At 71.8% G+C, this 14,502-nt stretch carries 13 protein-coding genes; 3 read left to right on the forward strand and 10 right to left on the reverse strand.

Features of this window, described 5'->3' with window-relative positions:
- Window positions 1–36: 36 nt before the first annotated feature.
- From pheA to ABZX75_RS07555, 7 genes are all read right to left on the reverse strand, one after another.
- Window positions 37–972 carry a prephenate dehydratase gene (gene pheA, locus ABZX75_RS07525; RefSeq protein WP_355408859.1) on the reverse strand — a complete coding sequence of 312 codons (936 nt, stop codon included), beginning with the start codon at window positions 970–972 and terminating at the stop codon, window positions 37–39.
- Between the two features lie 42 nt (window positions 973–1,014).
- A complete protein-coding gene (gene efeB / locus ABZX75_RS07530) occupies window positions 1,015–2,295 on the reverse strand; it encodes an iron uptake transporter deferrochelatase/peroxidase subunit (RefSeq protein WP_355408861.1) in 1,281 nt (426 codons plus the stop codon).
- Between the two features lie 5 nt (window positions 2,296–2,300).
- Complete coding sequence (locus ABZX75_RS07535) at window positions 2,301–4,352, reverse strand: copper resistance protein CopC (protein WP_355408863.1); 2,052 nt, start codon at window positions 4,350–4,352, stop codon at window positions 2,301–2,303.
- Between the two features lie 22 nt (window positions 4,353–4,374).
- Window positions 4,375–4,824: a copper chaperone PCu(A)C gene (locus ABZX75_RS07540; protein ID WP_355409093.1), complete on the reverse strand. Its 450-nt coding sequence runs from the start codon at window positions 4,822–4,824 to the stop codon at window positions 4,375–4,377.
- A 71-nt stretch (window positions 4,825–4,895) separates the two neighbouring features.
- Window positions 4,896–5,549, reverse strand: a complete 654-nt coding sequence (locus ABZX75_RS07545; RefSeq protein ID WP_355408865.1) for an SCO family protein — start codon at window positions 5,547–5,549, stop codon at window positions 4,896–4,898.
- A 125-nt stretch (window positions 5,550–5,674) separates the two neighbouring features.
- Entirely contained in the window at window positions 5,675–6,397 is a 723-nt protein-coding gene (locus ABZX75_RS07550) for a YcnI family protein (protein WP_355408867.1), read from the reverse strand.
- Between the two features lie 109 nt (window positions 6,398–6,506).
- On the reverse strand, window positions 6,507–7,322 hold the full coding sequence (locus tag ABZX75_RS07555) for a hypothetical protein (RefSeq protein ID WP_355408869.1): 816 nt from the start codon (window positions 7,320–7,322) through the stop codon (window positions 6,507–6,509).
- A gap of 342 nt (window positions 7,323–7,664) precedes the next feature.
- Between ABZX75_RS07555 and ABZX75_RS07560 the strand changes: the two genes are divergently transcribed.
- Window positions 7,665–8,108 (forward strand): ATP-binding protein, encoded by a 444-nt coding sequence (locus tag ABZX75_RS07560; protein ID WP_355408871.1) that lies wholly within the window; start codon window positions 7,665–7,667, stop codon window positions 8,106–8,108.
- Window positions 8,109–8,319: 211 nt separating this feature from the next.
- Here the strand turns inward: ABZX75_RS07560 and ABZX75_RS07565 are convergent, their stop codons facing one another.
- Window positions 8,320–9,795: an aminopeptidase P family protein gene (locus ABZX75_RS07565; protein WP_355408873.1), complete on the reverse strand. Its 1,476-nt coding sequence runs from the start codon at window positions 9,793–9,795 to the stop codon at window positions 8,320–8,322.
- Window positions 9,796–9,955: 160 nt separating this feature from the next.
- On the reverse strand, window positions 9,956–11,485 hold the full coding sequence (locus ABZX75_RS07570; RefSeq protein WP_355409095.1) for a PP2C family protein-serine/threonine phosphatase: 1,530 nt from the start codon (window positions 11,483–11,485) through the stop codon (window positions 9,956–9,958).
- A 417-nt stretch (window positions 11,486–11,902) separates the two neighbouring features.
- On the opposite strand from ABZX75_RS07570, the gene ABZX75_RS07575 reads away from it, so the two are divergent.
- Entirely contained in the window at window positions 11,903–12,601 is a 699-nt protein-coding gene (locus ABZX75_RS07575; RefSeq protein ID WP_355408875.1) for a bifunctional DNA primase/polymerase, read from the forward strand.
- Between the two features lie 108 nt (window positions 12,602–12,709).
- On the forward strand, window positions 12,710–13,306 hold the full coding sequence (locus ABZX75_RS07580) for a hypothetical protein (protein WP_355408877.1): 597 nt from the start codon (window positions 12,710–12,712) through the stop codon (window positions 13,304–13,306).
- Between the two features lie 193 nt (window positions 13,307–13,499).
- Here ABZX75_RS07580 and ABZX75_RS07585 read toward each other — a convergent pair whose 3' ends face one another.
- Window positions 13,500–14,474: a DUF5926 family protein gene (locus ABZX75_RS07585; protein ID WP_355408879.1), complete on the reverse strand. Its 975-nt coding sequence runs from the start codon at window positions 14,472–14,474 to the stop codon at window positions 13,500–13,502.
- Window positions 14,475–14,502: the final 28 nt, after the last annotated feature.

The raw sequence follows: 14,502 nt of genomic DNA on the forward strand, positions 1-14,502 counted from the left end.
GCCCTGTGGATAACTCTGTGGACAGTGGACGCAGCCCTACGCCCGGCCGTCGAGGCAGCGCGTCAGCCAGTCGGAAGCGGCCGTGAAGTCACCGTCGGAGGTTCCCGGCCGGGGAGCGCGGACGTCACCCTGAGCCACGCCGGCGCGCGGATAGGACCCCAGGAAGCGCACGTGCGGGCAGGTTCGCTTGAGGCCCATGAGCGCCTCGCTGACCCGCCGGTCGGAGATGTGGCCTTCGGCGTCAACGGCGAAGCAGTAGTTGCCGATGCCCTCGCCGGTCGGCCGGGACTGGATCAGCATCAGGTTGACCCCCCGCACGGCGAACTCCTGAAGGAGTTCCAGCAGCGCACCGGGGTGGTCGTCGCCGAGCCACAGCACCACGGAGGTCTTGTCGGCGCCGGTCGGGGCCGCGGGGCGGGCGGGGCGCCCGACGAGGACGAACCGGGTCTCGGCGTTCTCCGCGTCGTGGATCTCGGTGACCAGCGGTACGAGCCCGTAGGTGGCGGCCGCGAACTCGCCCGCGAACGCTGCGTCGAAGCGGCCCTCTTGGACCAGCCGGGCGCCGTCGGCGTTGGAGGCGGCCGACTCCCACACGGCGTCGGGCAGGTTCGCCCGCAGCCAGTTGCGCACCTGAGGCTGGGCGACCGGGTGCCCGGTGACGGTCTTGACGTCCGACAGGGCGGTCCCCGGCCGCACGAGCAGCGCGAAGGCGATGGGCAGCAGCACCTCGCGGTAGATCATCAGCGGTTCGCCGGAGGCCAGCTCGTCCAGGGTGGCGGTGACCCCGCCCTCCACCGAGTTCTCGATCGGGACCAGGGCGGCAGCGGCCTCACCGTTGCGCACGGCGTCCAGGGCGGCCGGGACCGACACCATCGGGACGAGTTCCCGGGTCGCGGCTTCCGGCAGTGTGCGGAGGGCGGCTTCGGTGAAAGTGCCCTCGGGACCGAGATAGGTGAAGCGAGTGGCCGACATGTGAGCAGCCTAATGCCGGGGCGCCGTGCTCCGGGGGGTGGTTCATCCTTCGAGCAGCCGCTGCCCGACGTACTCCCCGGCGCGGGGGCCGGGCGGGACCGCGTACAGGCCGCTGGACTCATGCCTGATGAACGCGGACAAGGCGTCGCCCCGGTCGAGCTTGCGCTGGACGGGGACGAACCCCCGCAGCGGGTCGGCCTGCCAGCAGATGAAGAGGAGCCCCGCGTCGGGGGCGCCGTCGGTGTCGATCCCGTCATGGAAGGAGAAGGGGCGCCGCAGCATGGCGGCCCCGCCGTTCTGCTCGGGGGCGGAGATCCGGGCGTGGGCGTTGGACGGTATGACGGGCTTGCCGTCGGCGCCGAGTTTGTCGAGATCCATCTCCGTCGTCTCATCGCCGCCGGTCAGCGGGGCCCCGGTGGTCTTGGTGCGGCCGATCACCTGCTCCTGCTGGGTGAGGGACTGCTTGTCCCAGTCGTCGAGGAGCATGCGGATGCGTCGGACGACGGCGTACGAGCCCCCCGCCATCCAGGAGTGTTCGGCCGGCCCGGGCCCTCCGGCGGGCACGAAGATCCGCTGGTCGAAGTCGGGCTCCGCGGGCTTCGGGTTGCCGGTCCCGTCGATCTGGCCCATGAGGTTCCGGGCCGTCATCGGGGTGCCGGTGGCGCCGGGGGACCGGTTGAAGCCGTTCATCTGCCAGCGGACGCGGGCGCCTTCCCCGGCGTCCTTCTGCAGGGCGCGAAGCGCGTGGAAGGCGACGAGTCCGTCGTCGGCGCCGATCTGCACCCACAGGTCGCCGTTGCTGCGCCGGTCGTCGATCCGGTCGGCGGAGAAGACGGGCAGCGGGTCGAGGGCGGCCGGACGGCGCGCGGTGAGGCCGGTGCGCTCGAAGAAGGAATGGCCGAAGCCGAAGGTGACGGTGAGCGAGGAGGGGCCGGCGTCGAGGGCGATGCCGGTGTCGGCCGTCGGCGCGGTCTCGCCCGCCATGAGCCGCCGTGCGGTCTCGGACCAGCGCCGCAGCAGCGCGGCGGCCTCCGTGCGGCCGGCGCCCGGGGCGAGGTCGAAGGCGACGAGGTGGCCCTTGGCCTGCAACGGGGTGGTGATGCCGGCTTGGTGGTCGCCGTGGAAGGCGACCTTGGTGGCGCCGAGGGAGGACAGGCTTCCGGGGGCGCCCGAGGCGGCCGCGCCGCTGCCCGAGCCGGCGAGCGCGGAGTGCCCGAGGGCGCCCCCGGTGGCGCCGAGTGCGAGTCCGGCGGCGCCTGCGGCGCCGACGGTGCCCAGCAGACGGCGCCGGGAGATCTTGATGTCGGGGGTGCTCTCGGTCACGCTGTTCAGCCGATCTTCACGGTCTTCTGGACGGTCGTCTGGTCGATGTCGGAGGTACGGACGGTCACGTCGATGCGCCAGTCACCGGCGAGCGGCACCTGGACGCCGGATGCGGTCCAGTGTCCGGGTGCGGTGTGGTCGGGGACGAGGGGCAGAGGTCCGATGTCCTTGGCGGGGAGGGTGAAGGCGATCTTGATCTCGGGAAGCTCAAGGGGCTTGCCGTCGGGGCCGTCGGCCCACAGGTGCAGGGTGTTGGCGCCCACGCGGCCGGGGTCGAGCTCCAGCCGGACGGTCCCCTTGCCGGCCGGGCCGCCCGTATCGAAGGGCAGGGTGATCTTGACCGCACGGTCGGGGACGGCCGTGGCGGTGGAGCCGCGGCCCGTCTCCTGCTCCATGGCGCGACCGGGCTCGGTGCTGGTGAGCACGGTGGTGACGGCGAGCAGCACCACGGCGACCCCCGCCTCGGCGAGGACGGAGCGGCGCAGGCCCGCCCGGTCCGGGTCGGCGTCGCGGGCCTGCTTCTGCTGGGCGGCCTCGCGGGCGGCGTCCTGCCGGGCGAGCTGAGCGGCGCGCTTGGCGTCCGCGGGGGCGGTGACGGTGACGGAGACGGGCGATGTTTCACGTGAAACATCGCTCGGCGCGATCACCTTCGCCGTCCGCTCGACGGCGGTGTCGGCGAGCCGCGCCGTCCATGTCCGGGACACGTAGGCGATGCCGACCAGGACGGCGACGAGGCCCACCTTGAGCAGCAGAAGCCGTCCGTAGCTGGTGCCAGTGAGTGCGGACCAGCTGCCGACCTGGCGCCAGGACTGGTAGACGCCGGTGACGGCGAGCACGACGACGCTGACGAACGCGACGCGGGAGAACCGCTGGACGGCTTCCCGCTCGATGCCGGGCACCTTGTGCAGGGCGACCAGCAGCGTGGCGAGGCCGCCGAGCCAGGTGGCGACGGCCAGCAGGTGCAGGATGTCGGCCGGCATGGCGATGCCCGGCTGGATACCGGTGGACGCGTGCTCGGAAAGGGCCCAGGTGGCGGCGATGCCGGCGGCCACGACGGCGCCGCCGATGGCCAGGCCGAAGGTGAGGTCGCTGGTGTCCTTCGCGTCCTGATCGTTCTCTGCGTCCGCTGCGTCCGCTGCGTCCGCCGCCTCCGCTGAGGCCTCCGCTGAGGCCTCCGCCTTCTCTGCCTTCTCCGCGTCCCCTGCGGATCGGGCGGGCTGCTGGCGTCGTGCGAAGACGCCGAACAGGACCGCGAGGAAGAGCGCCGCCGCGCCGAGCAGCAGCAGCCGGGAGACGAGGGAGGCGCCGGTCTTGGTCTCCAGGACGGCTTTCAGCCCGCCGAGGTCGAACGCGTCGGCGAACTCCCCGGACCCGGTGTACGGCGTGCGGAGCACGAGCATCGCGAGCGTGGCGGCGGTGAGGGTCACCCAGGCGCGCAGCACGAGCTTCTGGAGCGGCCGCTCGGCCGCGCCCCGGCGCCAGCACAGCAGGATGAAGGCGGCGCCGCCGACGAGGACGGTGAAGCCCGCGTAGGCGGCGTAACGGGCGATCCCGTACGCGATGCCGACGGGCCCGCCTCCCGCCTGCCGGGTGGGGAGGGTGACGCTGGTGGCCGAGGGCGCGCCGACGGAGAAGGTGAACGCACCGGAGATCGGGTGGCTGTCGGCGGAGACGGCCTGCCACGCGACGGTGTAGGTACCGTTCGGCAGGCCGGAGTGCAGAGCGGTGCCGTAGCGGATGGTGCCCGCGCTGCACATGTCGCGCAGTTCGCCGGTGTCCACGCGCTTGCCCTGAGGGTCCAGGACGCGGATGGAGTCGTCGCCCATGGCGACCTGCTCCGAGAAGGAGAGCGTGACCTGGGCCGGAGCCGTGGCGACCACCGCCCCGTCCTTGGGGTCGCTCGCGGTGAGTGCTGCGTGTGCCGCGGCCGGGGAGACCGCGGTGAACAGGGTTGCCAGCAGGGTCGCGAGGACCAGCGCGAGCCGCGGCAGAAGTGCCGTGGCGCGGGCGCGGGCCGTGGAGGGGTCCGCGGATGGGGCGGGGGCGGTGGCCGTCATGGCGTGTCAGTCCCTCGGTCCGTCAGTGGGCGTTGCCGTCGGCAGGACTGGGACCCTGCGTGGTGTACGTCCGGTCCTTCACGTCGAGCTCGACCTTGAGCGGCTCGGCCTTCTCGAAGCGCAGCTCGACGGTGACCTTGTCGCCGGCCTTCGGGATGCTCTTCAGCCCCATGAACATGACGTGGTCGCCGCCGCGCTCCAGGCGCAGCTCACCGTTCGCGGGCACGTCCATGGAGGGGACCTGCCGCATCTTCTGGTCCTTCGTCTCGTGGATCTGCAGATCGTCGGAGAGCGGGGACGTCACGCCGGTGAGCTTGTCGGCGGTCTTGGAGTCGTTCTTGATGACCATGAACGCGCCGGCCATCTTGTCGTTGACGGGCTCGGGCATGAAGGCGCCGCTGACCGACAGCTTCGGCTTGGCCGCATCGTCCTTGGAGTCGGAGGAGCAGCCGGATATGGCGAGCGCTGCCATCAGGGAGAGAGCGCCGGCGAGGGCTCGGGTGGTGCGGGCTCGGGTGGTGCGGGCGCGGGTGGTGCGGGCGGTCACGGGTTCTCTCCCTTGATGATCTTCGGCAGGTCCTTGGTGTAGTCGTCGACGGTGGTGCCTTCGCCGTAGAGGACGTAGCCCTCGTCGGTCTTGGGCGAGAACGCGATGACCTGGGCGCCGTGCATGGAGACGACGCTGCCGTCGGCCTCCTTCGTGGGCGCCTCGATACCGATGCCGAGCGCGCGCGCGGCGGCCTGGATGGCGGCGAAGTCCCCGGTGAGTCCGGTGAAGGCCGGATCCTGGGACCTGAGCCACGCGCCGAGGGAGCCGGGAGTGTCACGTTCGGGGTCGGTGGTGACGAAGACGACCTGGAGGTTGTCCTGGTCGGCCTTGGGGAGTGCCTTCTTGGCGACGGCGATGTTGCTCATCGTCAGGGGGCACACGTCGGGGCAGTTGGTGTAGCCGAAGTAGATGAGTGTCGGCTTGCCCTTGGTCTGCTCGCGCAGGTTCCAGGGTTTGCCGGTGGTGTCCGTGAGGACGAGCTCGGGCTTGTCGAAGGGTCGGTCCAGGACGGTCGCGGCCTTGTTCTTGCTCTGGCCGCCGGAGATCTGGGTGACCGAACCGGTGTCGGCCGGTTCGCCGCCGCAAGCGGTGAGGGTGAGTGCGGCCGCCGCGACGAGGGCGGCGACCGTCACACGAGTGGTGCGCATGGAGGGATGTCCCTGGGATCGGGGATGGTACGGATGTTCTGAAACTGGGCGAATATTCTGAAAACCGGGCGAAACGACGGTCGAAGGTGACGGTCGTAAGGGCGGACGCCGAGGAGCGCGGCAGGTCAGACGGAGCGGCGACGCGAGGCGACACCGAAGGCCACACCACCGAGTCCGACGACGATGCCGGCGATGCCGAGGGCCCGCGCCGTCCAGTCGGAGCCGTGCCGGGCCGCCGCCTTGCCGTGGGCGCCCGCCTCCTCCTTGTCGGCGTCCTTGCCCTCGCCCGCCTTGCCGGCAGCGCCGTGGTGGTCGTCGCCCTTGGCGGCGGTCAGCTTCAGGACGGGTGCCGGGTTCTGCGGTTCCGCGGCGCCTTCCTTGGCTTCCTCGATCCAGCGGACGACTTCGCCGTTGTCGTAGGTCTGGATGGACTTGAAGACCATCTGCTCGGCGTTGTCGGGCAGCTTGCCCACGGAGAGGGGGAACTGCTGGAACTTGCCCGGCTCGATCTTGCCGCCGCTCCAGGTGACCTTGGTGACGGCCTCGTTGATCTGCTTGCCGTGCACGGTGAGCGGCTTGTTGAGCGGGCTCTTCTCGACCTTCACGGTCCAGCCGGGCACGTCCTGCGGCATGACGGACGTGAGCGGCTGGTCGATCGGGAAGTTGACCTCCAGCTGAGTGGTCGACGCGTTGTCGCGCTCGTTGGGGACCTTGAAGTTGATCGTCGCGTAGCCGCCCTTGACGGCTTCGCCGGGCTGGACGCCCACGTGGCCGAAGGCGGTGCCGGAGAGGACGAGGACGGTACCGACGGCAAGGGCGGCGGCGAAGGAGACGCGTGAGGTCTTCATTGCGGAAACACTCCACGGAAGCAGGGATGACGGTGGCCCCGCGCACGGATGCGCGCGGAGTTCGCGGCACCGGTGCTCCCGGTGTGTGTCCGGGGCGGAGGGTGCCGCGTCAGGCTGCGAGGGCGAGCGCCATGGGCGGCCCGCGCCTGATCACCGTGTGCTGGAGTGCTTCCCGGCCCGTGGAGGAGGCCGGAGCGGCCGCGGTCCGCAGAACCCGGGGGGTACGGGCGGGCGTGCCCGGAAGCCCGGCGCCGAGGGCGCGTACGAAGGCCAGTGCGGCGCGCAGCGCGCGTACCGGGGCTGCTTCGGCGGAGAGCCGGGACAGTTCGACGAGCCGGAACAGCGCCGCGTCGCCACGTCCCAGCAGCCAGCCGGCGGCGAGCGCGGCCAGCAGGTGGCCGAGCAGCATGGCCGGGCTGAACAGGCCGGTAGCGGGCTGAGCGGTAGCAGCCTGAGCCATGTGGGCGTGCGCGCTGTGGGTCTGCGCGGCGGCCTGCGCGGCCAGGGCGGCCGGGTCGAGGCCGGCGGTCTCCAGGATCTGCCGGGCGTCGGCCGGGCTGAGCGGTACGGAGTTGCCCCCGCACACCAGCCGGGCGGCGAGCGCGGCCAGCGAGGTGTCGGCGGCGTCGGCCGACGCTCTGGCGGCCGCGGCGTCGTGCTGCCCGAGGCCGAACAGCGTGTGCAGTGTGAGCTGCCCGGCGGCGAGCCCGGCAGCGATGCCGGGCAGCGTACGCGGGCGACCCGCGAGCGGAGCCGCGACCGCGAACACGGCCAGGAAGCCGACTCCGAGGGACCACCAGGGCACGGTGGCGCAGGATGCCAGTGCGTGCCCGGCCCCGGACAGCACGACGCAGACCGCGGTGAACACCGCGGCCCGTATCAGCCGGAGACCGGTTCCGGCGGGCGTCGCGTGGGGGGCAGTCATGGCCGGGCCATCATCGCACTGGGCGCGGACCGTTCATACGGCAGGTCCGGAAGGTCCCTTGAGTCCCGTTCCCGTGCGTCCGCGCCCGCCACCGCGACGGACCGCGGCTGAGGCGGTACGCGACCGACCCGCGAGGTACGACACCGCCCGCGAGGTACGACGCCACCGCCCGCGCGGCACGACGGCACCCGCGAGACACCGCGGCAGCCGGATCGCCGACGCCCCGGCCGCTCCCGCATACACCGGCTCCCGGGAGAGCCGCATCGGCCGAACGAGGGCAATGAGGGCTCCGACGGCCCCCGGAGCGCTTACGGCCCGCCGGGGGCGGCAATAGGTAACCGTATGAGCATCTGGTGGTCTCTCCACTTGAGGCGCGAAGCCGCGAGCGTGCCGCTCGCCAGGCGACTGCTGCTGGGGGCCATGGAGACCGCGGGGGTGGACCCGGACATCTCCTTCGATCTCTCCGTGGCACTGAGCGAGGCCTGTGCGAACGCGGTGGAGCACGGCGGGAGCGGCGACGCCCCGGACGAGACCGAGGCGTACCGCGTCACCGCCTATCTCGACGGGGACTGTTGCCGCATCGAGGTGACCGACTCGGGTCCGGGGTTCCCGCCCACGACGGTGGACCGCCGCAGACCCTGCCTGGCCGAACACGGCCGGGGTCTGCACCTGATCGCGGAACTCGCCGACCACGTCCGCTTCCGCAACCGGCCGGGCCGGGGAGCCGTCGTGAGCTTCGACAAGATGCTGAAGTGGCGTGAGGACGCGCTGCTGAGGGTCTCGTAGTAAGCGCTGGCAGAGGCGTCAGCAGAAGCAGCAGCAGAAGCACCAGCAGAGGCGTCGGCTGACCCGCCGGTGGGCCCGTACGTGGACCCGCCGGTGGCTGCCTCGGCCGTATTCGCCGGTGGGTACGCCGGCGGGTACGCCGGTGGGCGGGATTCCGCACGGCGATCCGCGCGCGATCCCGCCCACCGGCCTACGAAGAGCGACGCGGGCGTCAGCCCTTGAGGCGCGCCATCCAGGCTTCGACCTCGACGGACGTGCGGGGCAGTGCGGCGGACAGGTTCCGGTTGCCGTCCTCGGTGACGAGGATGTCGTCCTCGATCCGGACGCCGATGCCGCGGTACTCCTCGGGCACGGTCAGGTCGTCGGCCTGGAAGTAGAGACCGGGCTCGACGGTGAGGCACATGCCGGGCTCCAGCGTGCCGGCGACGTACGCCTCGGTGCGCGCGGCGGCGCAGTCGTGGACGTCCATGCCGAGCATGTGGCCGGTGCCGTGCAGGGTCCAGCGACGCTGCAGGCCGAGCTCCAGAACACGCTCGACCGGGCCCTCCAGCAGACCCCACTCGACGAGCTTCTCGGCCAGCACGTGCTGGGAGGCGTCGTGGAAGTCGCGGAACTTCGCACCCGGCTTCACAGCCGCGATGCCGGCTTCCTGGGATGCGTAGACCGCGTCGTAGATCTTGCGCTGGATGTCGGTGTACGTGCCGCTGATGGGCAGCGTACGGGTGACGTCGGCGGTGTAGAGGGAGTGGGTCTCCACGCCGGCGTCCAGCAGCAGCAGGTCCCCGGAGCGCACGTCGCCGTCGTTGCGGACCCAGTGCAGGGTGCACGCGTGCGGGCCGGCGGCGCAGATGGAGCCGTAGCCGACGTCGTTGCCCTCGACGCGGGCGCGCAGGAAGAAGGTGCCCTCGATGTAGCGCTCCGAGGTGGCCTCGGCCTTGTCGAGGACCTTCACGACGTCCTCGAAACCGCGGACGGTGGAGTCGACGGCCTTCTGCAGCTCGCCGATCTCGAAGTCGTCCTTCACGACGCGGGCCTCGGAGAGGTAGACGCGCAGTTCCTCGTCGCGCTCGGCGGTGGTCTTGTCGGTCAGCGCCTTCTCGATGAGGGCGTCGTGACCGCGGACGACACGGACGGGACCGGTGGCCTCGGTGAGGGCCTCGGCGAGCTCGCGCACGTCCTTGGCGGGGATGCCCAGCAGCTGCTCGGCCTCGGTGAGGGAGTGGCGGCGGCCGACCCACAGTTCGCCCTGGCCGGAGAGCCAGAACTCGCCGTTCTCGCGGTTCGAGCGCGGCAGCAGGTAGATGGTGGCGGTGTGTCCCGCCTCGCCGACGGTGTCGGCGGGCTCCAGGACGAGGACGCCGTTCTCGGTCTGGTCGCCGGTGAGGTACGCGTACTCGGTCGAGGCGCGGAAGGGGTACTCGGTGTCGTTCGAGCGGGTCTTCAGACGGCCCGCGGGAATGACGAGGCGCTCGCCGGGGAAGCGGGCGGACAGCGCGGCGCGGCGGGCGGCGGTGTGCGCGGCCTGGGGGATGGGCTCCAGCCCGTGCAGCTCGGTGTCGGCCCAGCCGGTGCGCATGCTCTCGGCGAGTTCGTCGCTGACGCCCGGGTACAGCCCGTTCTTGCGCTGCTTGTGCGTCTTCTTGGGCTGCTCTTCTTCCGGGGTCTCCGGGGTGAGCTCGTCAGCCACGTCTTCTCCTCAGCTACGACAGGCATGGACCGGGTGCGGACCTCATCCATCGTATGTGCGAGCGCACAAACCGACACAAGCGGCCGCAACCAGACCCACCCGCCCCACCCGCACCCTCAGCAGAACCCCACCCACCCCCGGCAGAACCACCCGCCGCGGCTCAGTCGAACCGGGCGGCGAGCAGTACGACGTCCTCGGGGGCGTCGGCCGGTTCTCCCTCGGGCAGCAGGGCCCGCAGGATGTGGTCGCAGAGGGCCGCCGGGTCGTCCCGGGCGTTGCGGGGCACGCCCGCGGCCGCCGCGTGCAGCCGGGCGTAGGCCCGGTCCATCGCGTCACCGGTACGGCGAAGCAACCCGTCCGTGTAGAGCAGCACCGTTTCTCCCGGGGCGGGCTCGATCTCCACGCTCGGCGCCTCCCAGCAGGACAGCATCCCCAGGGGCGCGGAGAGCGAGGTCTCCACGTACTCGGTGCGGCGCTCGCCGATGAGCAGCGGCGGGGTGTGCCCGGCGCCGGCGAGGATGATCTTGCGCTGGCCGGGTTCGCAGTAGGCGAAGAGCGCGGTGGCCGAGCGCGCGGGCTCGGTCAGGCGCAGCAGCAGCTCCAGGTCGGACAGGACGGCGACGGGGTCCTCGCCCTCCATGACGGCGTAGGCACGAAGGGAGGCCCGCAGCCGGCCCATGGCGGCGATGGCGCTCGGGCCGGACCCGGTCACCGAGCCGACGGCCAGCCCGAGGGCGCCTTCGGGCAGCGGCAGGGCGTCGTACCAGTCGCCGCCCCCTCGCGGTCCCGAGTGGTGGCGGGCGGCGAGCTGGACGCCGGTGACCCGGGGGAGCCGGCTGGGCAGCAGTTCCTCGGCGACGGTGGCCAGACGCGCCCGCGAGCGCTCCACCTCCAGCATCCGGGCCAGGTGCTCGGCGGCATGCCGGACGTAGAGCCCGGCGAGATCGCGCTGGCGGTCGCCCGGTTCGGCCTGCTCGTCGTAGAGCCAGACGGCCGCGCCGAGCCGGCCGGTGGCTTCGGCGGTCAGTGGCAGCGCGTAGCTGGCGGCGTAGCCGAGGCGGGCGGCGACCTCGCGGTGGCGGGGGTCGACGGGGGCGGCGAAGCCCCCGGCGCCGACGGGCTCACCCGGCTCGGGCAGCACCTCCGAGCCCCCGTGGGCGTCGGGGAGTCCGTCGAGGATGCGGCCGTACGAGGTCGCGCTGCGCGGCACGGTCTCGATGTGTCCGAGGTCGGCGCGGCCCAGGCCGAGGCCGATCGTGGTCGTGGGGCCGAGCCCGTCGGAGGGTTCCAGGACGATCAGGCCGCGGCGGGCGCCGACGAGTGCGGCTCCGGCCCGCAGGAACTCGTGGAGGGAGGAGTCGAGATCACCGGTGCGGGTCAGCCGCTCGGTGAGCTCGTGGAGAGTGGTGAGGTCCGAGACCATGCCCGCGAGCCGGTCCTGGATGAGGCTGCTCGGGCCGGGTGAAGGGGCCGGCGGGGTGGTGGTCCGTACGGGTGCGGGCGCCGCAGTGTGCGGTGACGCGGTGACTGCCGGATCGATTCCAGCCACTTTCGGCAGATGCGAGGCGCTCATGGCGTCCGCCTTTCCACCTGGTGCGATTCGCCATATAGCATCGCAAACCCCCAGATCGTGCTGCGCCGCCATCAAGGAATCCACATCTACACGCACACGTGGATGCATGTCCAGCATCGCCCAGGTGGGAATCCTGGTGTCCGTGGGGTGGCAACTCACTGTCCAGCCAAGGCTAGAACTTGGCCGGAAAAAGCGGGAAGCAGGAGGTTTTTAAGGTCGACTGGACGGGCGTCGATGACGGTCCGGGTACGTAGTCGACAGTGTCCGGGGTCAGTTGGTGCCGTCGGCGCCCCCGGGGAACCACCGGGAACCGCCCGGTGCGGACCGTCGTCCTTAGCGGCGGCAGCCGGTCTCGGCGACCGGTGCGGGTCGCGTTCCGCCCCCACCGGACGTTTGATGGACCCGTAAGAACCTGCACGAACCGTGTGAACCTGCTTCAGGCGGACAGTGACGCGAAAACGTGTACGTGTGGTGAGACACCGATTACCTGGTGTCATGTGGCCCTCGGCGTTCAACGGAAAGGAACGAGCGCTCATGCGCGAGATCCTCGGAAGGCGTCTCCAGCGGCTCCGTAATCGCTTGCGATCCCTGCGCCCCGCCCCGGCGCAGAGCGGCACGCCGGCTCTCCTCGATGCCGCGCTCACCTGCGCGACCGCATGGCAGTGGCCCGTACTGCCCGGTGTCGGCCGCAGCGGCGCGGACGGCTCCCGGTGCGCCTGCCCCGACCCCGACTGCGCCGTCCCGGGCGCGCACCCCTTCGACCCGGGGCTGCTCGCGGCCACCACCGACCCCCGGATGGTGTCCTGGTGGTGGACCAACCGGCCTACCGCTCCCGTCCTGATGGCCACCGGCGGGTCGGCGCCGGGTGCGGTGAGCCTGCCGGCCGCCGCGGCCGCGCGGGCCGTCGTACGACTGGACGCCCAAGGCACGCGACTCGGGCCGATCGTGGCCACGCCCACCCGGTGGTCCCTGCTGGTGGCGCCGTACTCACTGGAGCGGCTGGGCGAACTCCTCTACGCAAAGGATCACGTGCCCTCCTCGCTGCGCTTCCACGGCGAGGGCGGCTACCTGTTGCTGCCGCCCTCCGCCGCTTCCAGCGGCGGCCGGGTGTACTGGGAGCGGGAGCCCGTGAGCACGGGGAGCATCTGGCTGCCGGAGGTCGAGGCGGTCGTGGACGCACTGGTCGAGGCGAGCACCGGAGCGCCCGGCGGCGGCAGCCGCCTCGCGTACTGACCCGCCGGGCACCGGGGATCACTCGTACGGGTGCCAGCGGGACGAGTTTCCAAGGGAATTGGGCGCGGGGATCTCCGTGCCCCATTCCCGCCTCGCTATCTTCGGCGAATGAATCTCCGCCTGATCGGTATCGGCGCCGGTGTGTTGATCATCTTGTCACTCCCGCTCGCGGGAGCGATCGCCGGACCGGATTTCGCCGGTCAGGATGACGGAAAAGGCGGCGGCCTGTTTTCGACGCTCGGGCTTTCGGACTCCGCGCGCACATCGCCGGGGCCGGCCGGATCGTCCGCGTCGCCCGAGTCGTCCGCGCGTTCGGCACCGGACGGGCCGGCGCGGCCCGGTCCGTCCGCGCAGCCCCGTACGGATGCCCGGTGCGGCCCCGAGCTGTCCTCACCGCACGGTGTGGAGGCGCAGACCTGCGTTCTGGTGGGCGAGGGCCGTACGTGGGGCCGCAGTTACTACCGCAACACCAGTGGCCGCGCGCTGGACGCCGTACTGACGGTGATGGGGCCGGCCGGGCGCACGGTGCAGATCCGGTGCGCGGTCGCCGCCGGAGACGAACCGGGGCTGTGCGAGACGCCGCGGGAGGTCTCGGCCGGGGAGCCGGACAGCTACTCGGCCGTAGCGGAATTTGCAGTTCCGGATGATGAAGGCCAGCTGTTGTTGCGGTCCGGGAGCAACTCACCGGCACCGGAAGACGGTTGAGACCGCCGGAAATGGAAGGGCCCGGTCGCTGGCGACGGGGGATGCACCAGCGACCGGGCTACAAGAACGGTAACAAGAGATCGCCTGTTCGCAAATTCGATCTCTGATATTCAGACATCGATTTGCAGACGATTAGCGGGAGTTGTGACACCGGTCACCGGTTACCGGTCACCCGTCCCGCGCGGGGTGCCGGTCAGCTGAGGGTCACCTGTCGGTTGGTGAGCCCGCCGCGCGCCCGGCGCTCCTCCGTGGTCAGCGGGGTGTCCGTGGCCAGTGTGGCCGTCAGCCGCTCCGCGAGCTCGGCCGCGGGCTTCTCGACGTCGTCCGCGGTGACCCCGGTGGGCAGGTCCCAGACGGGCACCATCAGGCCGTGCGCGCGGAAGGAACCGACCAGCCGGGTGCCCTCGCCGAGCGAGGACGTGCCGGCCGCGTGCAGCCGCGCCAGGGCGTCGAGCAGCTTCTCCTCGGGCTGCGGCATGACCCAGCGCAGGTGGTTCTTCTCGGGCGTCTCGCACCAGTAGGCCGCGTCCACACCGGCCAGCTTGACGGTGGGAATGGCGGCCGCGTTGGCGCGCTCCAGGGAGGCGGCGATCTCCGGGGAGGCGTTCTGGGCGCTCTCCGTATCCGGAATCCAGAATTCGAAGCCGCTGTGCACAACCGGCTCGAAAACGCCGTCGGTGTCCAGGAGATCCTGAAGTCGCGGCCCTTCGGCCGGAACGCGCCGAGCCGGCACCGGAGTTCCCGGGTCCGCCGCGAGCGCCCGCTCCAGGGTGTCGGCCATGTCGCGGCTGAGGTCCCCGGTGGACGACTCGTTCTGCAGGCCGAGCAGGACCGATCCGTCCTCGCGGCGCAGGGCCGGCCAGGCCATGGGCAGTACGGTCACCAGCGTGACCGAGGGAACGCCCTCGGGCAGCCCGCCCTTGAGCGCCAGCGCAACGGTGGCCGCGGGCACGAGCTCGCGCAGCGCCACCCAGTCGCACTCGCCCGGCAGCCCCTCGAAGGGGCGCTGGACGTGCTCGGTGACGGCGTGCGCGGCCGCCGCGCCGTGGCAGGCCTTGTAGCGGCGCCCCGACCCGCAGGGGCAGGGCTCGCGTGCGCCCACCACCGGGATCTCACCGTGGTGGAGCTGCGGCTTTGCAGTCTTCGCTGCGGGGCGCTTCTTGGCCATCGTGGGTGTCTCCCGGTTGCGGCGGTAC

Origin of the sequence: Streptomyces sp. NPDC003038 (assembly GCF_040611115.1) — a bacterium.
GTDB lineage: Bacteria > Actinomycetota > Actinomycetes > Streptomycetales > Streptomycetaceae > Streptomyces.

Excerpts from the sequence above, each read along its gene's own strand:
- pheA (WP_355408859.1), bottom strand. The coding sequence starts at position 972 with ATGTCGGCCACTCGCTTCACCTATCTCGGTCCCGAGGGCACTTTCACC.
- ABZX75_RS07535 (WP_355408863.1), bottom strand. The coding sequence starts at position 4,352 with ATGACGGCCACCGCCCCCGCCCCATCCGCGGACCCCTCCACGGCCCGC.
- ABZX75_RS07540 (WP_355409093.1), bottom strand. The coding sequence starts at position 4,824 with ATGGCAGCGCTCGCCATATCCGGCTGCTCCTCCGACTCCAAGGACGAT.
- ABZX75_RS07545 (WP_355408865.1), bottom strand. The coding sequence starts at position 5,549 with ATGCGCACCACTCGTGTGACGGTCGCCGCCCTCGTCGCGGCGGCCGCA.
- ABZX75_RS07550 (WP_355408867.1), bottom strand. The coding sequence starts at position 6,397 with ATGAAGACCTCACGCGTCTCCTTCGCCGCCGCCCTTGCCGTCGGTACC.
- ABZX75_RS07555 (WP_355408869.1), bottom strand. The coding sequence starts at position 7,322 with ATGACTGCCCCCCACGCGACGCCCGCCGGAACCGGTCTCCGGCTGATA.
- ABZX75_RS07560 (WP_355408871.1), top strand. The coding sequence starts at position 7,665 with ATGAGCATCTGGTGGTCTCTCCACTTGAGGCGCGAAGCCGCGAGCGTG.
- ABZX75_RS07570 (WP_355409095.1), bottom strand. The coding sequence starts at position 11,485 with ATGCTGGACATGCATCCACGTGTGCGTGTAGATGTGGATTCCTTGATG.
- ABZX75_RS07575 (WP_355408875.1), top strand. The coding sequence starts at position 11,903 with ATGCGCGAGATCCTCGGAAGGCGTCTCCAGCGGCTCCGTAATCGCTTG.
- ABZX75_RS07580 (WP_355408877.1), top strand. The coding sequence starts at position 12,710 with ATGAATCTCCGCCTGATCGGTATCGGCGCCGGTGTGTTGATCATCTTG.
- ABZX75_RS07585 (WP_355408879.1), bottom strand. The coding sequence starts at position 14,474 with ATGGCCAAGAAGCGCCCCGCAGCGAAGACTGCAAAGCCGCAGCTCCAC.